The 24,210-nt window shown below is 56.7% G+C and carries 18 protein-coding genes; all 18 read left to right on the top strand.

Features of this window, described 5'->3' with window-relative positions:
* Positions 1-5: 5 nt before the first annotated feature.
* The 18 genes from ACZ5IU_RS01275 (at position 6) to ACZ5IU_RS01190 (ending at position 24,203) form a co-directional block, all read left to right on the top strand.
* The gene (locus ACZ5IU_RS01275) at positions 6-311 is read left to right on the top strand and encodes a hypothetical protein (RefSeq protein ID WP_464419733.1); all 306 of its coding nucleotides are present in this window, start codon (positions 6-8) and stop codon (positions 309-311) included.
* Positions 308-1,621, top strand: a complete 1,314-nt coding sequence (locus tag ACZ5IU_RS01270) for a hypothetical protein (RefSeq protein WP_464419731.1) — start codon at positions 308-310, stop codon at positions 1,619-1,621. The genes ACZ5IU_RS01275 and ACZ5IU_RS01270 overlap by 4 nt, the downstream gene beginning before the upstream one ends.
* 213 nt (positions 1,622-1,834) lie before the next feature.
* Positions 1,835-2,905 carry an amidoligase family protein gene (locus ACZ5IU_RS01265; protein ID WP_464419729.1) on the top strand — a complete coding sequence of 357 codons (1,071 nt, stop codon included), beginning with the start codon at positions 1,835-1,837 and terminating at the stop codon, positions 2,903-2,905.
* A complete protein-coding gene (locus tag ACZ5IU_RS01260; protein ID WP_464419727.1) occupies positions 2,902-3,402 on the top strand; it encodes a DUF5049 domain-containing protein in 501 nt (166 codons plus the stop codon). The genes ACZ5IU_RS01265 and ACZ5IU_RS01260 overlap by 4 nt, the downstream gene beginning before the upstream one ends.
* Positions 3,402-4,184, top strand: a complete 783-nt coding sequence (locus ACZ5IU_RS01255) for a class II glutamine amidotransferase (protein WP_464419725.1) — start codon at positions 3,402-3,404, stop codon at positions 4,182-4,184. The genes ACZ5IU_RS01260 and ACZ5IU_RS01255 overlap by 1 nt, the downstream gene beginning before the upstream one ends.
* An 11-nt stretch (positions 4,185-4,195) precedes the next feature.
* Positions 4,196-4,933, top strand: a complete 738-nt coding sequence (locus tag ACZ5IU_RS01250; RefSeq protein ID WP_464419723.1) for a gamma-glutamylcyclotransferase family protein — start codon at positions 4,196-4,198, stop codon at positions 4,931-4,933.
* Positions 4,934-5,020: 87 nt separating this feature from the next.
* Complete coding sequence (locus ACZ5IU_RS01245; RefSeq protein ID WP_090539671.1) at positions 5,021-5,230, top strand: helix-turn-helix domain-containing protein; 210 nt, start codon at positions 5,021-5,023, stop codon at positions 5,228-5,230.
* Between the two features lie 19 nt (positions 5,231-5,249).
* Positions 5,250-6,008, top strand: a complete 759-nt coding sequence (locus ACZ5IU_RS01240; protein ID WP_464419721.1) for a hypothetical protein — start codon at positions 5,250-5,252, stop codon at positions 6,006-6,008.
* Entirely contained in the window at positions 5,995-6,534 is a 540-nt protein-coding gene (locus ACZ5IU_RS01235; protein WP_464419719.1) for a hypothetical protein, read from the top strand. Before ACZ5IU_RS01240 ends, ACZ5IU_RS01235 begins: the two co-directional genes overlap by 14 nt.
* Position 6,535: 1 nt before the next feature.
* Positions 6,536-10,711: a hypothetical protein gene (locus ACZ5IU_RS01230; protein ID WP_464419717.1), complete on the top strand. Its 4,176-nt coding sequence runs from the start codon at positions 6,536-6,538 to the stop codon at positions 10,709-10,711.
* A gap of 3 nt (positions 10,712-10,714) precedes the next feature.
* Positions 10,715-12,229 carry a restriction endonuclease subunit S gene (locus ACZ5IU_RS01225; protein WP_464419715.1) on the top strand — a complete coding sequence of 505 codons (1,515 nt, stop codon included), beginning with the start codon at positions 10,715-10,717 and terminating at the stop codon, positions 12,227-12,229.
* Positions 12,226-14,712, top strand: coding sequence for a PglZ domain-containing protein (locus tag ACZ5IU_RS01220; RefSeq protein ID WP_464419713.1), 2,487 nt, complete (start codon positions 12,226-12,228; stop codon positions 14,710-14,712). Before ACZ5IU_RS01225 ends, ACZ5IU_RS01220 begins: the two co-directional genes overlap by 4 nt.
* 3 nt (positions 14,713-14,715) lie before the next feature.
* Positions 14,716-16,533 carry an HsdM family class I SAM-dependent methyltransferase gene (locus ACZ5IU_RS01215; protein WP_464419711.1) on the top strand — a complete coding sequence of 606 codons (1,818 nt, stop codon included), beginning with the start codon at positions 14,716-14,718 and terminating at the stop codon, positions 16,531-16,533.
* Positions 16,530-18,503: an ATP-binding protein gene (locus tag ACZ5IU_RS01210; protein WP_464419709.1), complete on the top strand. Its 1,974-nt coding sequence runs from the start codon at positions 16,530-16,532 to the stop codon at positions 18,501-18,503. The genes ACZ5IU_RS01215 and ACZ5IU_RS01210 overlap by 4 nt, the downstream gene beginning before the upstream one ends.
* A gap of 415 nt (positions 18,504-18,918) precedes the next feature.
* Positions 18,919-19,668 carry an HNH endonuclease signature motif containing protein gene (locus tag ACZ5IU_RS01205; RefSeq protein ID WP_464419707.1) on the top strand — a complete coding sequence of 250 codons (750 nt, stop codon included), beginning with the start codon at positions 18,919-18,921 and terminating at the stop codon, positions 19,666-19,668.
* Entirely contained in the window at positions 19,658-20,899 is a 1,242-nt protein-coding gene (locus tag ACZ5IU_RS01200; protein WP_464419705.1) for a DNA methyltransferase, read from the top strand. Before ACZ5IU_RS01205 ends, ACZ5IU_RS01200 begins: the two co-directional genes overlap by 11 nt.
* Before the next feature lie 2 nt (positions 20,900-20,901).
* Positions 20,902-22,065 carry a hypothetical protein gene (locus ACZ5IU_RS01195; protein ID WP_464419703.1) on the top strand — a complete coding sequence of 388 codons (1,164 nt, stop codon included), beginning with the start codon at positions 20,902-20,904 and terminating at the stop codon, positions 22,063-22,065.
* A complete protein-coding gene (locus tag ACZ5IU_RS01190) occupies positions 22,062-24,203 on the top strand; it encodes an ATP-binding protein (protein ID WP_464419701.1) in 2,142 nt (713 codons plus the stop codon). Before ACZ5IU_RS01195 ends, ACZ5IU_RS01190 begins: the two co-directional genes overlap by 4 nt.
* Positions 24,204-24,210 lie beyond the last annotated feature (7 nt).

Here is a 24,210-nt window from a genome sequence, read left to right as displayed (position 1 = left end):
ATGTCATGATCGTTCGAAGACAAGGCGGATTGACCGAGTTCATTCCATCACCCCAGGAAAAACGCGAGGGCGTCCTGCGGGATCACACCCTCGATCTGCTCGCCAATCTCGACGCCCGCTTGCGGCGCATCGAGGAACTGCACGGTATTGAGCCGGAGGCCGCGGAGGCGTTCTCCGGACTCATGGCCCGAATCCGGCGGGAGGAGCTCGAAGCCGGGCGGATCAACCGAGAACTGATGGACGCCGGATACCTGCATGAAGACCTGTCCGCCGCGGCGCTTGCGGCGCAGGCCGGGAGGAACCAACTATGAGCATCACCATCAAGAGCAACACCGACACGATTCTGGAACTGCCCGGGCTGATCGGTACGCTCGGGCCCGGAAGGACCGCCGTCGTTCAGGCGATGACCCCGGACCTGCTCCGCGCAGTGGACCTCGGCCTGCTGCTGGTCCCCTCCGGAGCGGAACCACCCGAGGGGCTGCCGCCGGTGGTGTTCGACCACCGCTACCCGCACGTCCTGCCTCTTACGGCCGGGCGCGCTTACTATGTCCGCATTCTCCGGTCCCCGGGCGCTTTCCACGACGGAACCCGCGCCCGAAATTTTATCGCCTATTACGGCGACGGCGCGGGCATGAGCTGCGCCTTCTCCGACGACGGTCTCTCCTGGGACACGGAGAAAAAGGTCACCGGCATCGCAGCCAACGGCTATCACGTAGTCTGCGCGCTGGAGACCGCAAACCGGCTGCGCATCCTCTACTGGAACCCGGATGTTCCGAACCAGCCCTATGCCATGGCCGGGCTGCGCACAGCGATCTCTGATCCGTCGGTCGACCCCGCCGCGTTCACGTGGGACACTCCGTGCGCCGGCGACCTGGTCACCGAGGGAAGCGTCCAGGTCTGGAACCGCGGCCATTACGGGCCGTCGTTCCTCTGGTACAACCCGCTGCCCACCTCGGTCGAAGGGAGACCTTTCACCTGGCGCTACGCCATGTATTTCATTGCCTCGACCGGCGGCAACGACAGCCTCGGCTTGGCATGTTCCGACGATGCCGTCGAGTGGAAACTGATCGGAAACGGTCCGATCCTCACCGGTTTGATCGACCCGCAGCCTTGGGAAGGAGCGAACGGCTACGTATCCGCCGCCCATGTGGAACGGCTTCCTGACGGGAGATGGTGGATGCTCTACTCCGGGGGCTCCGCGGGAAACGCCGGAATCGGCTACGCATGGTCGTGGGATCGTGTCCACTGGCGCAAGGCGGAGATCAACCCCGTGTTCAAGAACGGCAGCGGGCCGTTCCTCGAACGATGCTATACGCCGAGTCTGGTCCGGGACGCCGACGGCTCGCTGCTCCTTTACCGCGCGGCCAAGGATGCGACCGCCTACCGGACCTTCGTTTCCCGTCTGCGGGCACCGGTCCTTGGATGGCGTGACTTGCTCGGCCCGGACCGGCTCGGTCAGGGGCTCACCGCGCGGGAGGCCATCCACAGGGGCGTCGGCACCCAGGCCGAGCGCGACGCAGCCATCCCCGCCCCTTCCATGGGCGACGAGTGGTTCAACACCGACCTCGCGGGCGGCGGAAAGTGGGAGAAACACACCGGGGCGATCTGGAAGCAGACCTGATTTCCGGAACACCTCACTTTTCTTCGGCTGCCGGGAAATCCCGTAATCCCGCGTGTTTCCGCGGGTTACGCTTCCATGTACATAACTCATTGGAATCAAAGGAGTTGTGTGTCGAATTCGCCTTGCTTTCTGTTCGGAAAGAAGCCTGTATGTGTGTGAACACAAGAGCCAATCCCTTGCCGGGAACGGGCTTACAGAACGCAAGGAGAGACCATGGACTTACGCCGGATCAACTTCGGAATCGAGATCGAGACAGTCAAACGGACGCGCGAGCGGGTCGCCCAGGCGATCCAGTCGGTGGTGGGCGGACAGGTCCGCCACATCGGCAGCCCGGGGAGCTTCGACCCCTGGGAGGTCACCGACGACCATGGACGGGTTTGGAAAGTGGTGTCCGACGGCTCGCTCATCAATGTGCCGGTACACTTGCGGGCCGAGGTGGTGAGCCCCGTCCTGTCCTACGAGGACATCCCCGTCCTCCAGGAGGTCGTCCGGGCGCTGCGGGCCTGCGGAGCCAAGGTGGACGACCGTTGCGGCATCCATGTCCACGTCGACGCGACAGCCTTTGACGGCCGGACCCTCGGCAACCTCGCCAAGATCGTCTACAAGCAGGAAGCGCTCATCCTCACCGCCCTGGGTGTTAACGAGACCCGCCGCCGCAACTACAGCAAACCGGTGAGCGACGATCTCATCGCACAGATCGAGCGCCGCCGTCCCAGAACCAGGGACCAGCTCAACCACATTTGGTACGGCTACCACAATCGGCAGCCTCAGCACTACGACAGCACCCGCTACCACGGGGTGAATCTGCACAACGTCTGGTACCGCGGCACGGTCGAGTTCCGCTGGTTCGAGGGGACGCTCCACGCGGGCAAGGTGAAAGCCTACATCCAACTGGTCCTGGCCGTGGCGGCCAAGGCGCTCAACGGCCGGGCCGCATCGAGCCGCAAGCGGTCCTTCGATCCTCAGAGCGCCCGGTACGACTTCCGGGTCTTCCTGCTCCACCTGGGGCTCATCGGTGATGAGTTCAAGACCGCGCGCAAGCATCTGATCGCCGCCCTGCCAGGAGACTCGGCCTTCAAACGCGGCAGGGTGAAACCAAACGAACAATCCGCCCCAAAGGTGGAACCCCTCACGGAGGCCGGGCCCGACAATCCGGCAGGACAGCCGGATTGGACGCGCCAGGGGCGCGCCCGAAGGGCGAGGGCCATGGATGGCCCGAGTCAAACCCGGCCTCAGGCATTTTCGGGGGACGAGACCGGCGGGACGCAAGGAGGCGCGTCATGAGAGTACTGATTCGAAACACCGCCCTCGACGGGCGGCCGCTTGAAGGCGACGGTGAGGTCTTCACCGGTGAGATGGTGATGGACGTGGTCCTGGCCATGAAAGGGGCCACGCTCTTTTCCGACCAGCGGGACCTCGAGGACTATATCGACATGGTCCTGCGCAACGCCAAGATGCTGTCCGGTGTTGAGTTGGCGGTCCGGGGCGACACGGCAGAGGAAAAGGCCGCATCCTTCCTCGATGCCCTGATCAAACACGGCCTTGCCGAGGTACAGGACGACAAACCCGCGCGGATACCGATTCCCTCCCTGGTTTGGCAGGGCATCGACGCGGTCCGACTCTCCGGGCAGACCAACATGCTCGACCGACCGGTCGTCGCCCGGCTGGCCGGGGAGCTCGGCTGGACCGATGCCGCGAGCTGGATCGAGGAGCACCCGAAGGAATACGCCGAGGGCGTCTTCCGCGGGTTCATCGTCGATCCGCAGGGAGGGAAATCCTGATGTGCGGGCTCGCGGGAGTCATCTTCGGGAAAAAGCGGCGACGCGCCGAGGAGCGGGAGCACCTCGCCTGGCTCTTCACCCGCCTGCTGCTGCTGAGCGAGGAGCGCGGGCCCCACGCCACCGGCGCGGCGTGGCTTGATGTCGACGGTGGCCACAGGCTCTTCAAGCGCCCGGTGGCGGCCGAGCGGTTCGTCACGGACAAGTCCTTCGCCGAACTCCTTGCCTCTATGGACAACCGCGCCACGCTCCTGCTCGGCCATACCCGGTGGCGCACCCGAGGGGACGAGCGGGTCAACAGCAACAACCACCCCATCCGCGCCGGGGAGGTGATCGGCACCCACAACGGCACCATTTACAACGCCGACTACCTGTTCCGGCGCTGGAAGCTGCGGCGCTTCGCCGAGGTGGACAGCGAGATTCTGTTCCGCCTGGCCGCAAACGCCGCGCGGGACGGTGCCATGGATATCGAGCGGTTCAAGGCGCGCCTCCGGCGCTGCCGCGGCCAGATCACCGCCGTCATCGCCTGCCGGACCGACCCGGGCACCATTTTTATTCTCAAGGGGAACAGGCCATTGGAGTTGCGGTGGCATCCCCGCCGCAAGGCCGTCCTCTACGCGTCGGACCCGGCGTACCTCGACGCCGTGCTGGCGGAGGAACAAGGCTGGCGTGAGATTGCTGTCCCGCCCATGAGCCTGGTGGTATTCCATTGCTGTGACCTGGCCGCGTATTCGGTGGAGCCCTTCGAGTTCGTCGCCCAGGAGAGAAAGGGCGCGGAGCTATGACAGACACTCCAATGGACCCCATGAACCAGGCAATGAACCCAACAGAACCCTTGAAGCCGAACACAAACGGAATGCTGAGGCTCTTCGTCTACGGCACACTGAAGCGCGGTTTCTGGAACCACGACCGCTTTTGCCGGGGCGTCCTGACGGTGGAGGAGGCCGTGGTCCACGGCCGCCTCTTCGAGACATCCTCAGGAATCCCGGTTCTGGAGGTTCCAGAGGAGGACGTCATTGCCATCGGGACCACCAACCCGCTCGCCGACGTGGCCACACAAGCGCACGTTACGGCCCGGATGTCCAATCCCGAGCCAACCCCCGACCGGCTCTCGAAGAAGGGCACAGGCGTGCCCTGGGGCCCCGTGTACGGGGAGCTTCTTGCCTTCGACGACCCCGAGACCCGCCTTCCGGCCATTGACCGGCTGGAGGGGTTCCACCCCGGCGGTCCCTGCCTCTACCGCCGCGTCCTGTTCCCTGTCCAAGTTAACGGAGCCGATCTTCCGGCCTGGCTCTACGTCGGCTTCCCTTCGAAAGAGAGGGGACTGCAACCATTAGGGTCCTCACAGTGGCCCCGAACCGAACAACTTTTCTCGAACGGCAGGTTTGCGGCCGGGACTGGGATCGATTCCGGTATGTATTCCGTGAAGCTGAAACTCGAGAGATCGACGGGGCAATCGATACAGGCCAATCCAGGCTTAAGCGGCAAATTGCGGTTGACAATCGGAAAGGATCGGCGTATCATAATCCTTTAGAAAATGGGAGAGGTGCGTCCCTCTCCTTTTGTACGTCTGAGGCGGGCGGGGAGTCGCGAACCGTAACATACTGCGGGAGCAGGGCAAATGGCCGAGATGGAAAACCGTTGGTTATCAGTAGACGAGATAGGCAAGTATCTCGGTGTCAGCAGTGACACCGTGTACCGCTGGATAGACAAGCACGGCATGCCCGCTCATCGAGTAGGCCGACTCTGGAAGTTTAAAAAAGAACAGGTCGATGCTTGGGTCGAGGCTGGCGGTGCTGCAGCAGACAAAAACAAAAACAATGAGGACTAAATGACGGGCGGCAATTTCAATGGATAAGCAGTTTTCAACAATCGGATACGGATTCCTTCTGGAAGAGACTCTCATGCTGCTCGATGCCGCATTGGAGAGCAATGACGCGCAAGCTGTGCGTGGTTCCTGTATCCAACGTTGGCCTCAGAAGTCCGAGTCCAACAAGGAAAAACTGTGGCAACACATGAAATATCGCTTCCTGGAAATCGAGAACAACTCGATCAAAAACACTCCATTCCTGAAGATGTTTCGAAAGATCCGCAGCAATGATGAAGCGGTTCAGGATATGGTGTTTTTCCAGCTATGCATAACTACCCCGATTCTTTTTGAAACCCTTTCACTTTTGGTTACAGACAGCTTCCTGAATACCGGCGAGGCCGTTTTCTCTCGCTATCATCTCGACCAGCTCCTGGAACGTAAATACGAGCGCATGCCTCAGTCAACTCGAGATCGAGTGCGGTCGATCCTCGTTAAGGCAGGACGCCTGAAGCTTTCGAAATCCAATTACTCGGTGAACACTTACTGCCCAACCGAGGCCGTCTTGGGCTACGCGCTCTATCACGACGCATCAAAAAACGGTTGGCGGGCACCATCCACAGCCACAGTCATCAACGAAGGGACCATAGCTCCCATCTTCATGTGCAACCGCGCCTTGCTGATTGCCGGGGTCAACAAACTCGCAACCAAGGGGCACTGTGAATATCACCGGCATGGAAGCACGGACCAAGTTCAACTGATTCATCAATCGCTGGAGGAGTATGTCGATGCCTGGAGATAACAAAACGACTCCAGCTCAGGCCAAGGCGCTCAATGAGCTTATAGGATTGGTCGGCGAAAGCCACGTTGGCGGACGGACTCTTTGCTGCCTGATTGGCGGTCAAGGTTCCGGAAAAACATGGCTTGCGGAACACATGGCATCCCTGGGCGATTTTGGGCTGGTCCGATATGTGAGCGTGAATGACATCGTTCTCGACCTACTGGCTAAAGATCCCATGTTTGCCGAGGTGTTCGATTTCAATGCTACGACCGTCCCGGCGGATCTTAAACGCTACGGAAACAGACTTCGGAAGGCGGTACACGACCTTGTTGCCGAACAGCTATTACCAGAGGGACTGACCATCCTCGATCACCTGGAACTGGTTTTCGCGCTCGGCATGGACCCCATGACTACCTGGTACAACGATGCCGTGGGAAAAAGAAGAATTTTACTGGTGCTGACAGGACGAATGGCTGGTCAGCTTTGCCGCTGCGGGCAGTACACCCTGACTCGCGGAGATCAACCAATTGTGGAGCTGGAGGCCTGATATGCCACTCATGAAGGATATGTTTGATTTCACGCCAGTCAGTAGCTGGGTGGAAAACTTCAACGAGTCGACTCACGATTCAGCCAGCCGGACGCGGATTTTCGAAAGCTTCGTCATGCTGCCCGAGGTTGAGGAGTCGGCCCGAATTATCCTGGACCGAATTCACCGTAAGCAAGGTCGCGGCTTCTTCATCACCGGTCTATACGGTTCCGGTAAGACCATCTTCATGGCATGGCTATCCGCCATTCTGACCGAACCGACGCTGCGCAAACAGTTCCTCGATACCAAGCCCGAATGGGGCATGGATGCACTCGCACCACGAAAATTCCTCACGATCAACTTTACCGCCATTGAAGTGCCTGACGAGACCCTCGAACAGGCCTTCTGGAACTCGGTCACTGACCACTTGCGCCACCTCTCGCCGCCAGTAACGGCGACTCTGTCCAACACCGATGCCTATCTGGATACCTTTTTCAATCACACCGCCAGCGGCACCCGCAGCGATGTGGAGAACTGGATTCGTGACAACCGGAGTCTCTCCGTCGATCAGCTTCGCGCCTATGACAAGGAATATCAGAAGACCATCATTGAGCAGGCTGTTGCCGCCCTGAACATTCAACTCGTCCAGGACCGCACCACGGTCACGGAAAAGGTCAAGAAGCTGGTTGAGATCGCCAAAGAACGCGGCTATGAAGGCGTCCTGGTCTTTATTGACGAGTTGTATCTTCACCTGATCCAGAGCGACGAACACTTTAACCGGGGCACTGCTTTCCTTGGACAACTGGCCGAAGCAGGACTGGCCGGGGATCAACCGTTCTGGATTTTTGGCGCGGTCCAGGAGGAAATTCAAGCCATCGCTCGCCAAGCCGGGCGCAATTACGATACAGAGCTGATGGGCAAGCTTTCCGGGCAATCCGGCCGCTTCCAATCCATCAACATCCCGGTCACGCAATTTCATCGCATCTACAATCACCGCTTGTTTCGTGAAAATTCCAAATGCGTTCATAAGCTCGCTGATGCCTTCAAGGCTGAAATTCAGCCGCATTTCCGGGGTGCCTTTACTGACTTCCTGAAACGGTACTTCCGCGAACGCGAACCCATCACCGACGAGGCAAAACACTTTGCCGACGTTTATCCGATGCATCCCTTCGCGCTCTACTGCCTCACCGCGATCACCAACCGGGGCGGCAGATCCCGTGGCGCACTGGGATTTGTCCAGGAGTTCATTGAAAGACGCCTGCAGGATACCAGCGACTGGAAACGCATCGCGGTGCTCGACGACGTGTTCGACTACGAGGATCTGCGTAACAAGATCATCCAGGACGATCCCGAGATGGCCAAGTATTATGGGATGTTTGAGCGCTTCTGCAGCACGGCCAGGGATGAGGTCCTATCCCGCGTGCCTTATAAGCGCTGGTCGGACACCGATCAGGCGGCCGCCAAGGTAGCGAGCGAGCGCCTGATCAAAGCATTGATCGTCCTCTCCATGGTCAAGGAAGAACTCAACGTTTCGAAGCTGAATGACGCGCTCTTGCTGCGATGGCCCGGTAAGGAAAGTGACCCCGCTGGAAGCGACCAGGAAACGGCCCGAATCCTGGAAAAGATTGCCCAAACATTTCCGCCCCTTCGTCAGAAAGGCAGCGGGGATAATCTGAGCTTTTTCCTCTCGGTTGAAGGTGACGGGGGCGAACGCGAAGAGCTGTTGGTTGAAGTCGAGCGGGTCAAGAATGGTTTCGCACCGGATATTCAGCTTGAGAGCGCCTACCGCTCCCATCTTGAACTGTTCCTCCGCTTCCCGGGCAGTCCGCTGGGCGGCACTGTTCCGCCACAACACGGCTTCTCGACCCAGGTGGATGTGGATTGGCAGCGAACTCGCCGCTCCCTGGACTATCGGCTTGAACCGGTGACGGCGCTCACCAACGACCACGCCGTTATCGGCTTTGTTAAGGACGTGCCCGCCACCAAGGCGTTACACCTGGCTGTGCTCTACCCGTCAGCCTCGCCGCTCGATGTCGAGATGGATGCGGTCCGTCATGGCAACGGACGGACCCTCGTATGGCTACCGGCCACATTGCCAGCCCAGGATATCGATGAGCTCAAGCGTAGCATGGCTTTGGTCAAGCTCTTTGGCGACTACCAGTCCCAGGTTAACGCGGGCGGTGCTTCGCAATCCGTCCGGCGCAAGCTGGAGCTGCTGGGCGAATGGATTGACCTCCCCGCCGGAACCAAATCGGCCCAGCCTGCCCGCAAGTCCACGGAGATTTTGCTCGAGTCCTTTGTGAACGGCGAAATCCGCCAGTGGAACACCAAGGACCAAGCCTGGGAAATCCTCTGCGAGCCCGCTGAATTGCTCTCCCTCTACCACAGTATTCCGCAGAGTGAACGCTCTCTGGAACGGCTCCTGGAAAAGGTCGCCACCAAGGCTTTAGCCAAGGTCTTCCACTTTCATCCGGATTTCCGGGAGGCCTATTCCTTTAGCGCGGACTTGAGCCCGGCCATGCGACGCCGCGTGCTGGAGGCCATCTGGAAAGGCCGCGTGACCGATGGCGATGGAACGGCCAAGGCCGATCTTGAAAAGCACCTTGCGCCGCTTGGTTTGCTCAACACCGGTGTGCCCGGGGAGGTCTCGGTTACATTGGCCGCCAGCAGCGTGGAAGCCTTCAAAAAAGCGAAGGAGCGGATTCGGGACAATATCCGCAAATCGAGTACCGGCTCCATCAGTGTTTCTGATACACGCAAACGAATGAAAACCACGGATCTGGGATTGACCGACACCTGGGTGGATATCCTGATCACGCTGCTCATCAGCACCGGGGAGATCAGCGGCTTCACCATTCACGGCAAGACGGTCTCCCAGGATGATCGCACCATTGGCAGCCCGGTTGACTGGCTCCAGGAGCTGGATGAACTCCGTCCCGGGACGCGTCCGGATGAAACCCTGTGGCACGACCTGACCGAGTCGCTTCACGCCCTTGGCCTCTGGAAAGAAGGCACCGGTTACAGCCCGGCAGCCGCCGAGCGCCTCCTTGACCTCTTGAAAGAGACGGAAACCCGTGCCCGGCACGAGTTCCGCCAGGCCGAACAGGCATTGCAAACCTGGACCGGAGCCTCGGTTCCCGACCCCATTTCCGAATGGGCCGACATCTTTGCGCTGCCCGAGGATGGTAGAGAAAGCCGGGCTGCCTGTTATGCCTCGGTGCGTGGTGCCTTGCGCGACATGCTGGGGCTTGCCGAGGACGACGATGTCGAGGCGGCCAATCGTTACACCTGTGTTGAAGAATTCGCTCACCGCGTGCGGGAAGCCCGCGATTTTCTGGATCGCATTTCCGAGCTGGCGAGTCTCACCGGCAAACTGCGCGAACTCAAAGCACTGGGCGTCCCGTCCACCATTGAAAAGCCATGCCTGGAGCTACTCGACAGCATCGAGACTTACGTCAAATCCGCTGGCACGTCCGGGGAAATGAGCCGTATTACCGCCGAATGGAAGGATCTGCACGAGCTCTACCTCAACCAGTACCTGAGTGAACACGCGGGCCTGCACAACGATCTGAAAGCCCTCCGTGATGCCGTACTCGGCAGCCCAAGCTATCAGGTGCTGAAGGACCTCTCACGGGTTGAAGGGCTTAGCGCCCATTTCAGCCCGGCCTTTATCGAAGCCCAACTGACCGATCTGTTGACCCAGGTTGGCGTGCAGCAGGTTTGCGAGCAGAGCCTGGATGACGTGAAGAACGACCTGTCCCACGGCTGGGTGTGTTCCGCCTGTGGCTATAAACCCGGCAAGCGCCTGGAACTCAAGCCGGACCATTTCCTGGAATTGGTCGAGCGCGGCATCAAGGAATACCTGGATCATGTGCGGGGCTGCGAAGCCGAGCTCCGGGATTACGTCAGTGACACGCCCGCCGCAAATCCTTTACTGGAGTTGCTTAGCGATCCCGCAGAGCAAAGCGCCCTCGATGCGCTGCAAGACGCCACCATGCGCCAGCATCTGGCAGACGCCCTGGCCGAGGCGGAAGCCGTGAAGGTGAATGTCGACGATCTGTTGGATCAACTCAAGCCGCGCCTGCTTGGTTTCTTCAAGGGAGGACGGCGTGAGTTCGAGCAGTATGTGCAGGGCGCACTGGGTGAGCTGCTGAAAAAGAACGATTCGGAAGAAGAACAGCCTTGGAAGGTGGAGTAAGCAATGTCCATCGTTAGCGAAAAACCCCTGATCGAAATCCTGTCCCCCGAAGAGCAACACGACAGGTTTGATATCAACTATTACCTTCCAGAGTTCATTCACGCCGAACGGTACATAGAGAGTTGTGATATCGAACTCACGACCTTGGGTGATGTAATGACCGATGACGCCAGCTACGGCGTTCTTCCGCCATCTTCAAGCTATTTGGAGGAAGGCGGCATACCTCTCGTCAGATCATCAAATGTATCCAACAGCGGTATTGATTACGAAAGTGCCGTAAGGGTCCCATCTGAATGGATTAACTCCGAGCGTGCTCGAATAAAAAGTAATGACGTGCTCATCAGCATTAAGGGTGCTCGAGCATTCTTCGACATGTGCGTTGCTTCAGACAACCCGCCGGATGCAATCGTCAACGGAAGTATCTTCAGATTCCAGTGCAAAGAGGACTTTGACCCGAAGTTCGTCGTCTTGTGGCTGCTCAGCAAGCCGATCCAGTCAATGGTTTTCCGCGAACGAACCAACCTTGGAATCAGCTACATTTCCCAAGACATTCTGAAGAACATCCCTTTTCCAAAAATTGAAAAGGAAAAACAACAGCTCATTCTTCGTGGATATAACGCTGCCGTAGAAATGAAGGATGAAATGATCTCTTCCCTCAATGAAGTGGTTCACGCGAAATCACTGGCCAGGAATGTAATAAGTAATATCTACCGAGATAAATTAGGGATGGAAGAGCCATCGGCACCAGTGTTGAAGGTTAGAGTCGTTGACTCATCAAAGATTCAAGACAGGCTCGATTGGAAAACATACGACCCCAACCTGATATCAGATGCGGAAAAACTGGCTAAGAACTTCCCCAGCAAAACTTTTGTCAGGGATGTTGCGGGGATCAAGGATACATACAAACCTGCAACGGCCTATTCCAGTGATGATGTAAAGCTTATTCGGGTCAAGCTTTATGGGAAGGGAGCCGAACTTCGGGAAACAAGAGATCCAGACAGTATCTCGGGGCCTGTTGCGCAGGCGGATAGTGGAGAGGTGGTTGTTTCTCGTATTGATTGTACGCAAGGGGCTGTAGCAGTAGTTCCTGACGAATTGAATGGAGGCGTCGTATCCAAGGAGTTCTTCTTGATACGACTTGATGAAACGAAGCTACGAACACAGTTATTTGTCAGGATATTGCTGCATAAACGATATGTCCAGTACCTCCTTAGCTTTCGGACTGGGGCTACGAATCGGTTGCGGCTGGACAAAGATGTTCTTATGGAACTTCCTTTGCCAAAACTGCCAACTGACCAGCAAGACACAATTCTAAATGAATTGCGAATAGCTGAAGATAAACTTTTCCATGTTGAATCAATAGAGGCAGAAGCTCACAGGATGGCCGATGGGTTGGTTGAACTTGCGCTAGATAACGTAATTGACCTTGGTGAGGATTCATATCTTTCTGAGCTTTCTGAAACCGCAAAAGCTATAAAACAGAAATTACTAAAGCAGGTGAAGGAGGCGCTGCAATGACCGCCATGGAACAAGCCCTGGCTGGCATGTGGCGCGGCCGTGAAAAGCAGAAGTTGCCCTATCTGCTAGTCAATGACGTGCGCGGCTATTTTGCCGAAGCACCTGCCGAACTGCAGGTCGATGGCCAAGCGATCCCCGTGCATGTCTGCGCCAATGAGTTTGGATTGCGTCGCCATACCGAGCCCGAGCGTCGGCAACCGAATCCACCCGCTCGTATCATCATCTCGCGTCAGCAGCTTCAGCCGGATCATCTGCCGGACTTGCAGGCCCGCTCCAGCGTGTCACCCCGCACGGTAACGGGTTGCGACATAGCCAAGGCGCTTGGCGTGCAGAATCCTCGGGCCTTGCTTGACCGGCTTCCCATCACCGCATTCTGGAACCTGGCCCCGTACCTGCCGCAGCTCGGCGCTTACAGTCTGGAGCGCGTGGTGCTCGCCTCGCTGCTGAACGATCCCAGCGTGTTGTCTGCAGGCTGGGAGCCGGATCGGATTCTCGACAAGCTCTGGTACGAGAATGCGCTGGAACGGGTACGCGAGGTACTGAGCTCGGTCGATGCGGATGAACGCCGGGCGCTGGAGCAGGAATTCCTCGATGTGGTTCGCACCTGGCTCGATGGGCCGCGTTTCGCCCTGGTCGAAGCCGCCGTGCTGGAAAGCGACCCGCCGCCGGTGCTGCCGATCTGCCTGCTCGCCTCCATTCTGGACGGCTGGAAAATGCTTACGCCGGAACGGATGCGTACCTTCCTAGACGGCAGCGAACTGGGCGACCTGTTTGTTGATGTGCTCAAAGACGGGCAAAGCCTGCACGGGCTTGCCGACTGGGGCCGCCGCATCACCCTCAAAGACGACGCGCCTTGCAAACAGGCGTTGCACTACCTGCAGCACGAGGTATTTCCGAAACACCCCAGCGCCGTCACCGAGTCCCTTACGACAGTGGTCAAGGGCGTTGGCGGAAAAGGCTCGGAGCGCCTGCTGAATCAGCTCATCCAGGTCTTGGAGGCCGACGGTGGCATTCTTGCCCAGGGTCTGGCGGTCACCCTGCACGCGTTGCTCGATGTGGTGGTCAACGGCGAGCGGGCCGACACGCTTCCGCTTGAAAAGGCTCCCTGCAAGCTGACCGATGCGTTGGAAACACCGGATGCCCCGGAATGGGAAGAGCTGCTTGAAGCCCTGCGCCGACATCAGGCCCGCGAGCAGTACGAGGACCACGTGTCGCTGCTGGAAGCGATGGTCACGATTCACCGGCTTACGGACAAGGCCGAGGCGGCGGTGAAGAATCTCGCCAGCCTGGATTGGAAGGCCTGGCTGGCGCTGGTGGATTCAGTGTATCTGCCGCTCTCCACGATGGCGCTGGAGGCGGAACGGCGATCCAGCCAGTTGCCGGAAAAGGTCAATGTCTTTCGTATCACCCAGCGGGCGAAAAAAGCATGCGACTCTATTCGCATCGCCTGGGCGGATTTCTATGTGCAGCCGAGCCGTGGACTGCCGAAGTGGCTGAACGAGCGCAAGTTTGCGGCAGGAACCTGCAGGCCATGGCTGAACAGCGATGTCATGGAGTTTGCCGTTAAGCCATTGCTGCAGGATTCGGAGATCAAGCAGGTTTATCTGCTGGTCTTTGACGGGATGAGCGTGGCCAACTGGATGTTGCTGCGTGACCGCTTCCTGATGATGCCGGGGCGTGAGCTGTTTCGCCCATACCAGTCGCTGGGGCCTGAGTTCCGCGCCTGCACTTATCTGCCCAGCATTACCGAATATTGCCGACAAGCCATTTTTGCCGGAGCGCCCCCGGCGGAATTCCGAAGTTGGTCTTATGGCACCAGTGAACCCCATCTGCTCGAGCGTTGCCTGGACAACCTGGGGCTTTCGCCTTCCTCCTGGTGGGATCGCGACAAGAGCTACCTCTGTTACAACGAGAAGGATGCCAACGCCGACACCCTCAACCGGAAAATGCGCGACCTGGTGGACGCACCCGGGCGCTTCAAGGCGGTGGTGTTCAACCTCCAGGATCGGCTTCTGCAGAAGGGTATGTCGAGTCTCCAGGAGATCATGCTGGCCTATGTGAAGGAGGTGGCGCTGCCCCACCTGCGCAGGATCGCCGCCCAGGACAAGACGGCTGTCGTCATCACGGCCGACCACGGCTTCACCTGGTACAACACTCAATACGTCATTGACGATTTGAAATCGGACAGCGGACCCGGACGGGATGTCTTCATCAGCAATCGCTGCCTTGAATACAAAACCAGGAAACGTACTGCAGTTGGTCCAGGAGATGTAAAGCGGATCGAACCATTGGCCGATTACGGCCTTCCAGCAAGCCATGATGCCGTCGAGGTGCCCTTTGGGCACGACAGCTATGGCTGGCCTGGTGCCAAGCAGACATCGGCAGGCAACCCCTACAAGGTTCAGGGCAACGACCATGGTGGATTGACCCCGGAAGAAACAGTCGTCCCGGTTGCGGTGTACATAACACGAGGAGCGAAATAGCAGATGGCAACTCTTGATCAATTCAGAGAATTTCTGGTCTCGGACCTGGGCTTCAAAGCCCACCAGATCAATGACGGTGATGGTTCTGGCGTTGCCACAACGGTTGAAGGGCTGGACGAGAAAGCCGCGTTTCTGGTGTCAACCAGCGTCGGCAATTGCTATGCCGCCTTCAAGCATGAAGGCTCGGCAACGCTGAGTGAATCCGAGGCCAACCGGTATAAAGCCCTTAGCATTCTTATGCCCAATGGTCCGGCAGCCTATTGCGTCATCGAAGTGGCAGGCCATTTACGCATCTATCTCGTCGAAAAGGGTAATGAGATTCATGACGAAATGAAGGACTGGGACGACGTTCGCAATGCCGAAGACATGGTGCGCGAATTCAAGCCAGACGTAGTTAAAGGCCTGCAGCAGTGGGCGCAGAAAACACTCCATACGGAAAACAGCCTCTCCCGCTTCGTGCAGCTCATGAAGGGCTGCTGGCAGGACATCTGGGATATCGAGAACAAGCGCAACGACTGGATCTTCGACGAGTTTACGCGCTTCCTGTTTATCAAACTCAATGAAGACGCAAAACCCAGCGGAAGCTTTACCACCGCCAAGCTGAAGTCGTATTGCGAGCAGAACAAACACATGGGCGACAAGGCCGCCCAGAACTTCATCAACAACCTGTTCGATGACCTGAAGGGACAACACCCCGAAGTCTTTACTGACGAGAACGAGCGGGTACTCAGCAAGGCGGCAACCGTTGAGCGGATCATTGCCCGTCTTGAAGGGATCAACCTGAAAGACACCCAAGGCGATGTGCTTGGCCGTGCCTTCGAAATCATGCTGTCCGATACCTTCAAAGGTAAAGACCTCGGCCAGTTCTTTACGCCACGAGAAATAGTCGCCTTCATGCTGGATCTTGCCCGGGACAATCCAGACGGCCCGGCCTTGGACATCGAAAAGGGCGAACGCTTCCTGGATGCCTGCGCAGGGTCAGGTGGTTTTCTGATCGCCACTTATGAAGACGTGTACAAACATGCACTCTCCAACGGTGTGGAGCCACGCAAGAAAGATCAACTCCTAAAGCGCCTCGGCCAGGAAACCTTTTTCGCGTGCGAGATTGAAGAGAAAGCGGCTCGCCTTGGGAAACTGAACATGATCGTTCACGCCGTCAACGCGCAGAACGCTCAGTGGCTTCACCAGAATTACCTCTACAACGAGGAATACGGTGGTTTGAAGCCTCTGATTGAATATGAAGTCGATTTCGGAGATGGCAAGAAAAAGCAACGTATTGGGCCAGATAGCATTGACCTTGTTTTGACGAATCCACCATTCGGCAAGTCTGTAAAAACCGAAAGCATCTTACTGGATTATCAGTTCGGACACGAGGTCAAGAGCTTCAAGTCCAAGGGCCGTGCACCAGAGAAGCGACCGAAAAACAGTCAGGACAGCGAGGTCCTCTTCATTGAGCACTATCTTCGGGTGTTGAAGCCGGGCGGCAAGCTGCTCATTGTTCTTCCCGACGGTGTGTTGTCGAACGCCACCGCGAAACCCGTTCGGGATTACATGCGTGAGCACGCCATCATCAAGGCAGTGATTTCTCTGCCCAGCGAAACCTTCGCCTCAACTGGAACCTCCATTCCTACCAATGTGGTGTATCTGCAGAAGAAGCGCCCGGGAGATGTTCAGGGCGATATCTTCATGGCGCGGGCGGACTATGTCGGCCGCCGGGCCAATGGCGACCCGCTCAAAGAAAACGACCTCCCGTTCATTCTTGAAAAATTCCGTGAATGGCAAACAGGAACACTTGAACTCCCGGAGGAGGATTACGAGTGAGCGAGCTTTATATAGGAAAACATCTCGATCCCAATGGGATGCCGGGAGAGATGTACCGCCACAAACTGAGTGACCTGATCACTCACACCTTTATTTGTGGCGGCTCAGGTTCGGGAAAAACGGTAATGGGGAAGGCGATCATCGAGGAGTCCGCGCTTAAAGGTGTTCCTGCTATTATCGTTGACCTTAAAGGGGATTTGTCTTCCTTGGCGCTTGCTTTCGGCGAACTGTCAGCACCGGTCGTCGCTCCCTGGCTGGAGGTGGAGGATAAATCTACGCTTGGCCGGGCAGCTCTGGCAGAGGCAAACACCTTCCGTAAACGGTTATGGGATTGGGGGCTGTCCGAAGCCAATGTGCGCGAGTTTGCCAATCATGTGGCGGTGGAGATTTTTACACCACGTAGCGAACTCGGCCGCCGGGTATCCATCCCGCTCATCTCATCCCCTCCACCAGACATCAATGAGTTGTTTGAAGAAGATCCCGATACCGCCTCCGTGATGGTGACCAGCATGGCGGAAGCGCTGGTACGTCGGGTTATACCAACGGGGCAGCGCGACAGGGAGACGGATTTCGTTACAGCCCTCATCGAGCATGCCTGGCGCACCGGCGTTGATCTGACTGGTGAGGCCGGCCTGGGGCATTTGGTCTCCATGATTCTAGAACCGCCGTTTGCTACCATTGGCGTGCTGGGGATTGATGACCACATTCCGGAAAACCGTCGTCAAAAGCTGGCCCAGGCCGTCAACGGACAATTGGTCGGAGCGGCAGCCAATTGGGTCCGGGGCGAAGAGATGAGCATCGACAAGCTGGTGGGGGCCAACCGTGTCGACGGCAAGACCCAGATCAGCGTTATCAGCCTCGCTCACATCACCGACTTTGAGGATCAGAGCTTCGTTGTCGCCCAAATTGCCTTTGCGATCAACGCCTGGATGCGTAAGCAAGGTAGCGCTCCTGGTGGAAACAGGCCACGCCTGTTGTTCTTCCTTGATGAGATCGGTGGCGGTGGCGGAAAGACGGCTTTCTATCCCACTTACCCCTATACATCTACCTGCAAACCGGCACTGAATATCCTGGTTAAGCAAGGACGCGCCTTTGGTGTCGGCTGCATTCTGGCAACGCAAAACCCCGGGGATATTGACTATAAGGGCCTTTCGAACTGCGCCACCTGGATCGTAGGCAAGCTGCAGACAAAAAGAGATCGGGACAAGGTTCGTGAGGGTTTGACCGACGCGGAATTTTCACCTTCCGACTTGGCGAAGAAGCTCGCACGACCCAAGACAGGTGAGTTCATGCTCCTGAACAAGGAAGGCGATGTCCATTTCATCAAGGAACGCTGGCTGCTGACCTATCACTGCACGATGAGTCCGGAGCAGCTTCGCCGCTATAAAGCCAAGGGGTTGGCTCCCTATGAAGGCTCACTGAATACAGACATTGCCTTCGAAGATTTCGAGGAGACCATCAAGTCCGACGAGCAGGCAGAAATCCAATCGCTTTGGAACGATGCCAAGGACGCTATCGGGCAAGCCTGCAACCTGCTCGAAAAGATTCTCGATCACGACATCAATTCCGAGAAAGCACGACTTTGGATATCCATCCTGCGTGACCCGGATGGATTCAATCGCCGCCTTCAGGAAGCCCAAAGGCAGCTTGCCGAGTATGCTGAAGCGGCTTCCCTACCCAGGGTTAGCAAAGGTCAAGAACCCAGCGGCCTGATGACGTTGCTCTCTGAAAAGAAGAGCGCGATCCAAGGCCCGTCGTTCAACGATACACGGATGGTGACGAGTCCTGCTTCTGCACAGCCACCGGGCGATAGCGTCCTTGTAGAGGATGATGGCAGCGTGACCTACAAGGGGCGAACCTTCCAGCTTTACCGGAGATACGCTGGGAAATCTGTGGCGTTTATTGAGGAAGATGGTGAACTGAAATTTTCTATCGAAGGCAAGGTTCTCTCGAAGAGCTTCAAGCTGTGAGGTAAATGGAAATAATCGATGCCAAAAGTTGAGAAGATTTCTGGAGACATCGTAGAACGGGTCGATCCAATCTTCTTCTCGGACCCCATGACTGCGGCGATGAAAGCGCTGGGGATGACGTAGATGTGTTCGGACTCAAACGATGAAACAGGCAGATTATGACTAACGAAGAAATAGCCAGATTCTTCAACACAACGCGGCCCTTCATCCAGAGTAATCCTGACCTGAGTGATCCCCAGGTCGAGGGATGGTTCCGCACGCGCCAGCATTTCCTGGCCTCCTCGGCGATCACGCGACCGGAAAAAGCTCTCGGAGCATTGCCGGAATGCCACGGCAGCCCGTTAGCTCCAAGACCACGTGGCCGACGAGGTGAAAAATATCATGCCTGCTTTCATCGTCCTAGCTGGGGGAGTTTATGAAAGGAAGCGGAAATATATCCCAACCCGATGGTAAGGCGCGCAAGCATCCGAAACAGCGCAAGTCGGTTTCAGCCTTGATGAGCAAGAAGCTCTTTCAGGAAGCCGGCAATCGCTGCCCCTTCTGCGACGTCGCGGACGTGGCCGTGCTGGAGATTCATCACATCGACGGAGACCCCTCGAACAACAAAATCGAAAACCTGATCGTCGTGTGCGGAAACTGCCACTCCAAGATCACGCGCGGGGAGATTTCACCGGCGGATGTCCACGCCAAGAAGATGGAACTGTTCTGGACGCACAAGACGTCCCACCGGCGGGCCGAAAAGAGCTCCAGACGGTCTGTGAGCGTGAACGCCGCGAGTGTCAGCGGCAGCATTATCGCCAACACCGTGACCTTCGGCCGCAAACGATCGCCACGGATGCAGTACCCGGTGGATTCCATCGGCGCGGACACCATCAAGAAGGGGTACATCGACTATCTGATCAAACGCTACTTCGATTATCGCCAGGCCGACGCCAGCTACGGCAGTCTCCGCCCCTTCAGCCATGCCGAACTTCACACCACCATTCAGCGCAAGTTCAAGGCGAAGACGTTCTTCATCCATGTTGCGCGCTTTGAGGAACTCTGCGACTACATCAAAGGCCGGGTGGATCAGACTATTCAAGGCAGGCGCAACCGCTCGCGAAGCGTTCCAAATTATGACTCATTTGAAGAATACGAGACGGAGCAACTGCAATATGGCCGATAAGCGTCACATACAGAGTCACACGCAAGACGAGGCTAAAGGGGCGCTGCGGATTCCCGACAGCGTGCTTGGGCGTCTTGTCTTTTCCCAGGACCGTGCGCCCAAAATCGTTAGGCGATTTTTGCCGACAGATGCCCAATCGCCAATTCTCAGTCTCAACACCGTATGTCCATATTACACCATGTTCCCGATTGAATTTCCGCTCCAGCGTCTCGCCAAGGCGAATAAGAACGAGTGGGTTCTTGATCCCTTCTGCGGCCGTGGGACGACCCTATTCGCCGCTCGTCTTCTCGGCCTCGGTTGTGTAGGCATTGATAGTAACCCTATCGCGGCGGCCATAGCTGCAGCGAAATTGGCGTGTACCACGTCCGATGCTGTTGTTGAAACAGCGCGGTCAATTCTTGAGGGTGCATCCTCACCGCTTTCTATTCCGGAGGGTGACTTCTGGGGACTTTGCTATCATCCCGATACATTGAAAGAGATTTGCATTTTGCGAGAACGTCTGATGAAGTCGTGTGAGACCGCTGAAGAGGTTGTATTGCGTGCGCTGCTGTTGGGCATTCTCCACGGGCCACGCCATCGCGGGCTAGCGACCTACCTTTCGAATCAAATGCCCCGCACCTATGCAACAAAACCCAGTGCTGCCGTTCGCTACTGGCGGCGCACCAATAAAACGGAACCCCCACGTGTCGATGTCCTGAATGCAGTTAAGCGCCGGGCGGAATATTCTCTCAGAATTATTCCGCCGCCTTCCAAAGGTGCAGTCTACTTTGGCGATGCCCAGCACACCGATACGGTGGTGCCGCCATCCCACAGATTTAACTGGGTCGTGACCTCTCCACCTTATTTCGGTATGCGTACCTACCGCCCTGATCAGTGGCTTCGCAACTGGTTTTTGGGAGGCGCGGATACTGTGGATTATTCACAGGATGGTCAGCTCTCTCATTCCGATGACAAGTTCACTGAGGGTTTGTCTGACGTATGGAAATCGGTAGCAAAGCGATGCTCATCGGGTGCCCGGCTTATCATTCGCTTTGGTTATCTACCCAGCGTTCCTGTGGACGCACGGGAGATTCTGCGAATGTCTTTGAAGCTCGCAGATTCCGGCTGGCGCATTCGGCGGTGGGTTGATGCGGGCTCGGCAAATAACGGCAGGAGGCAGTCCGAACAGTTTGGACGCGTGATGAAAGCTGCTACAAGCGAGGTCGATGTATATGCCAGGCTCGAGGGATAACTATGTTCGATCCGAATGAGCTCCCGAATCTAAAGGCTGCAATCCGTGAAGCAACCGTTCGGGATCGAAGGTTGCTCGACGACCTACGCTTGGAGATTCGCGCCCTTGCCGCTGAAGTCAGAGCGATCAAACCCAGGTCGACAACCTCGGTATCCTTGGTGGCGAGCGACGGCGGAAACAACAAGCTCGTTTTCGATCCATTTCATGTTCAACTTGTGCGGGTGGTGGATTCTTACGGTGAGCAACTCTGTCTCGATGCTGTGACACCAACAACTGACACCGATGTTCTGAGTCGCGCGCAGTTCAACAACGACGGATCTCCGAGAACGGCATTGGGTCGTGTAATGGCAGATTTGGGTGTGACGCCGCGAACATTGAATCGTCTCAGCCACATGATTCCGGATGGAAAGAAGGTGCGAGAGTCTCCCGACGAGGTGTCCCCCTCATGGGTGCTTGTCTATCGCGACCTCTGCGAGTGGGCTGCGCTTTATGAACGAATCTGTTACAGAACTTTTGCCACCGATACGCTGTTGGTCCGGGACGGCCTATTGCGCAGCAAGCTCTTTCGCGGGGAATTCTTCATCGAGTTCAGAAAACGAATAGAAGAATCAATAGAGAGAATTCGGCAAGAGACTCGAAGGAAGGTATTTCTCGTCGGCCTCGCGAAACACAGCAAGGTCCTGGCGCGTTATTGTTTGGCAATGGCCCTCGAAGGGATATTTCCGCATGGCTCGCCTCGTTATGTGAGTGTACCGCGAAAATTGGAAGCGAAAGCTTATGTCTGGCCAGAGTATGCCCGTGGGGCTGAAGCGGAAGATGGTGCCGGAGAGGCTCCTAAGTTCGTTGCTGGAGACATGTACTTTGTGCGGTTCGGAGAACGAAGCGGCGATCCCCTCTGGACCGTCGATATATTGAGCAGCCAGGCCCAACAGGCAGCCGAGGTGTTTGGATATCTGCTTGCTGATGCAATCCACGGATTTCCTGTTCCTTTTTATCCACGATGTCTACAGAAAGCACATGAATTCGCCGAAATCGTAGACTTTGACCTCGACATTCTTCAGGATGAGGTGATTGTAGCAGTTCGCGGCTTACTCAACGAAAAAGAAATCCCCGCATTGGAGGCCTTGCGTCTTCAAGGCGATGTTTCGGCACGGAGGTATGAATGAAACTCTTCTCACGAGAAACGACGGTTGGCATATTCAGAGGCTTCAGTGAAGGCGGGTTAGAGTTTCACGCCGATCTCGTACTGCCTTACAAGAATGAGTTTCAGCGTGCTCCTATGCATGGGCAATTTCTCGTTGTTCAACTCGAAGACGAGGATGAAGCAGTCCTTGGTCGCATAACGTCAATCTCTTCTCAAGGACGTCTCGCTTCCTCGGCAGGCGAAGACTATGGCATTCGAGCCGTTTCGGAAGAGCGACCGATACCCGAAGACCTCCGTGAACAGTACCTTAAGTATCGAGTGAACATGCGAGTTCTGGGTGTGGTGCGAGTCGTCAATGGCGATCTCGTATTTGCGGCGTCCCACCGCCGCCTGCCGCACGTTGGGAGCAAGGTAGCTTTCCTGACGGATGAGGTTTTACGGGAAGTAGCCGGTCACAATATAGCTGATGCTGCTGAGATAGGATATTTCGCACTGGGCGAGTTCATCTATGCGTCTGGCGACTCACGGCTAGTCCATGCTCCTTGGATGCAGATAAAGAGTCCGCTGGTAATTCCAAAGTTCCACGTTCTTGACCTCGTGGCAAGACGAACGCTTGTTTTCGCAAGAGCGGGCTTTGGTAAGTCAAATCTTGTGAAACTTCTATTCGCCAATCTTTATCGAAACACGCCTACGGTGGAGAAGCGCGGAGGAAAGCAGGTACCAGTCGGAACTGTGATTTTCGATCCCGATGGTGAATATTTCTGGCCAGATGATAAAAACCGCCCCGGGCTCTGTGACGTGCCGGAATTGCAGGACAAGGTGGTTGTCTTCACGCCGAAGGCGGGCCCCAGCCAGTATTATCAATCTTTCGTCGCTGGAGATATTCGCTTGGACATCCGCAGGTTACGCCCAAGCGATGTAATCTCGATTGCTCTGCCACCTGAAAAACAGGATCAGCAGAATGTACGAAAACTGAAGGGAATGAATGATGCCGATTGGCATCAGCTTGTCGATCTGATCCACCGGGACGGGAATGGTGCAGATGGGCAGACAGTCAGGCGGCTGCTAAGGCTTGAGGACGGTCAAGACGCTGAAATGGTCGCGGCACGGGCCAATATGACAACAATTGTTCGCATGCTGCACGACCCGAGCAGCCAGATGATGGATATGCTACTTGCGGCCCTACGGGAGGGTCGAATATGCGTTATTGACGTATCTCAAATGCGGGGTACGCCAGCGCTTGTTCTATCCGGACTGATTTTGCGACGAATATTCGATCACAATCAGGAAGAGTTTACTAAAGCTCAGCCTGAAACAATTCCGGTCATCGCCGTGGTCGAAGAGGCGCAAGCAGTCCTCGGCAGCACAGGAAGCTCAGGTGAAGGGCCTTACGTATCCTGGGTCAAAGAGGGGCGCAAATATGACCTGGGGGCTGTCTTGATCACGCAGCAACCAGGATCAATATCGGGAGAAATCCTGAGCCAGGGGGATAACTGGTTTGCGTTCCATCTTCTGTCGGCCGGCGATCTGAGAGCGGTAAAGAGCGCCAATGCGCATTTCAGTGATGATATTCTGTCATCCCTATTGAATGAGCCGATTCCTGGCCATGGCGTGTTCTGGAGTAGTGTGGGCGGCAAAAGCTACCCAATTCCTATTCGCGTTTTGTCTTTTGAAGGCCAATACCAAGCGCGCGATCCGAGATATGACCAACCAGTGGCCGACACCGCTGCCGTGGGACTTCGTCAGCGATTTAGCAATGCGCTGGCGTCTGCGCGCCGTTCAGTGCCTGTCGTTGATACGCCGCATACCCCACAGGCTATGGGGGCCACGGCTCCTCACGAGGAACCGGAGACGGAAGAGGAACCAGATACTCTGGCAACCTACGAAGCCGCGACAATCGAAGCATTCAAGAACGACCACGAGTTTCTTGGCAGGCTGAAGCAGTATGGCATACCTTGGAGGGGTATCCAAGAGCAGTTAAAAGGTTACCTTCCCGATGTATTGTCGGACCGTGACAAGATTGCATACCAACTGGTCCCAAAAGCAATGTCCGCCTTGTTCGGGGAGCAGGAGGTTGGCTGGACTACAGAGAAGCGGCCCTCAAGAAGCGGGTTAAAGCCCACAACATGGGTCGTGGTGATTCAGGGAGGCAGCCGATGATCACCGG

The sequence above is a fragment of the Lactivibrio alcoholicus genome (assembly GCF_055390895.1).
Note: the sequence above shows the minus strand (reverse complement) of the source record. Positions and strands in the feature narration are given on the sequence as shown.

Excerpts from the sequence above, each read along its gene's own strand:
- ACZ5IU_RS01275 (WP_464419733.1), top strand. The coding sequence starts at position 6 with ATGATCGTTCGAAGACAAGGCGGATTGACCGAGTTCATTCCATCACCC.
- ACZ5IU_RS01270 (WP_464419731.1), top strand. The coding sequence starts at position 308 with ATGAGCATCACCATCAAGAGCAACACCGACACGATTCTGGAACTGCCC.
- ACZ5IU_RS01265 (WP_464419729.1), top strand. The coding sequence starts at position 1,835 with ATGGACTTACGCCGGATCAACTTCGGAATCGAGATCGAGACAGTCAAA.
- ACZ5IU_RS01260 (WP_464419727.1), top strand. The coding sequence starts at position 2,902 with ATGAGAGTACTGATTCGAAACACCGCCCTCGACGGGCGGCCGCTTGAA.
- ACZ5IU_RS01255 (WP_464419725.1), top strand. The coding sequence starts at position 3,402 with ATGTGCGGGCTCGCGGGAGTCATCTTCGGGAAAAAGCGGCGACGCGCC.
- ACZ5IU_RS01250 (WP_464419723.1), top strand. The coding sequence starts at position 4,196 with ATGGACCCCATGAACCAGGCAATGAACCCAACAGAACCCTTGAAGCCG.
- ACZ5IU_RS01245 (WP_090539671.1), top strand. The coding sequence starts at position 5,021 with ATGGCCGAGATGGAAAACCGTTGGTTATCAGTAGACGAGATAGGCAAG.
- ACZ5IU_RS01240 (WP_464419721.1), top strand. The coding sequence starts at position 5,250 with ATGGATAAGCAGTTTTCAACAATCGGATACGGATTCCTTCTGGAAGAG.
- ACZ5IU_RS01235 (WP_464419719.1), top strand. The coding sequence starts at position 5,995 with ATGCCTGGAGATAACAAAACGACTCCAGCTCAGGCCAAGGCGCTCAAT.
- ACZ5IU_RS01230 (WP_464419717.1), top strand. The coding sequence starts at position 6,536 with ATGCCACTCATGAAGGATATGTTTGATTTCACGCCAGTCAGTAGCTGG.
- ACZ5IU_RS01225 (WP_464419715.1), top strand. The coding sequence starts at position 10,715 with ATGTCCATCGTTAGCGAAAAACCCCTGATCGAAATCCTGTCCCCCGAA.
- ACZ5IU_RS01220 (WP_464419713.1), top strand. The coding sequence starts at position 12,226 with ATGACCGCCATGGAACAAGCCCTGGCTGGCATGTGGCGCGGCCGTGAA.
- ACZ5IU_RS01215 (WP_464419711.1), top strand. The coding sequence starts at position 14,716 with ATGGCAACTCTTGATCAATTCAGAGAATTTCTGGTCTCGGACCTGGGC.
- ACZ5IU_RS01205 (WP_464419707.1), top strand. The coding sequence starts at position 18,919 with ATGAAAGGAAGCGGAAATATATCCCAACCCGATGGTAAGGCGCGCAAG.
- ACZ5IU_RS01200 (WP_464419705.1), top strand. The coding sequence starts at position 19,658 with ATGGCCGATAAGCGTCACATACAGAGTCACACGCAAGACGAGGCTAAA.
- ACZ5IU_RS01195 (WP_464419703.1), top strand. The coding sequence starts at position 20,902 with ATGTTCGATCCGAATGAGCTCCCGAATCTAAAGGCTGCAATCCGTGAA.
- ACZ5IU_RS01190 (WP_464419701.1), top strand. The coding sequence starts at position 22,062 with ATGAAACTCTTCTCACGAGAAACGACGGTTGGCATATTCAGAGGCTTC.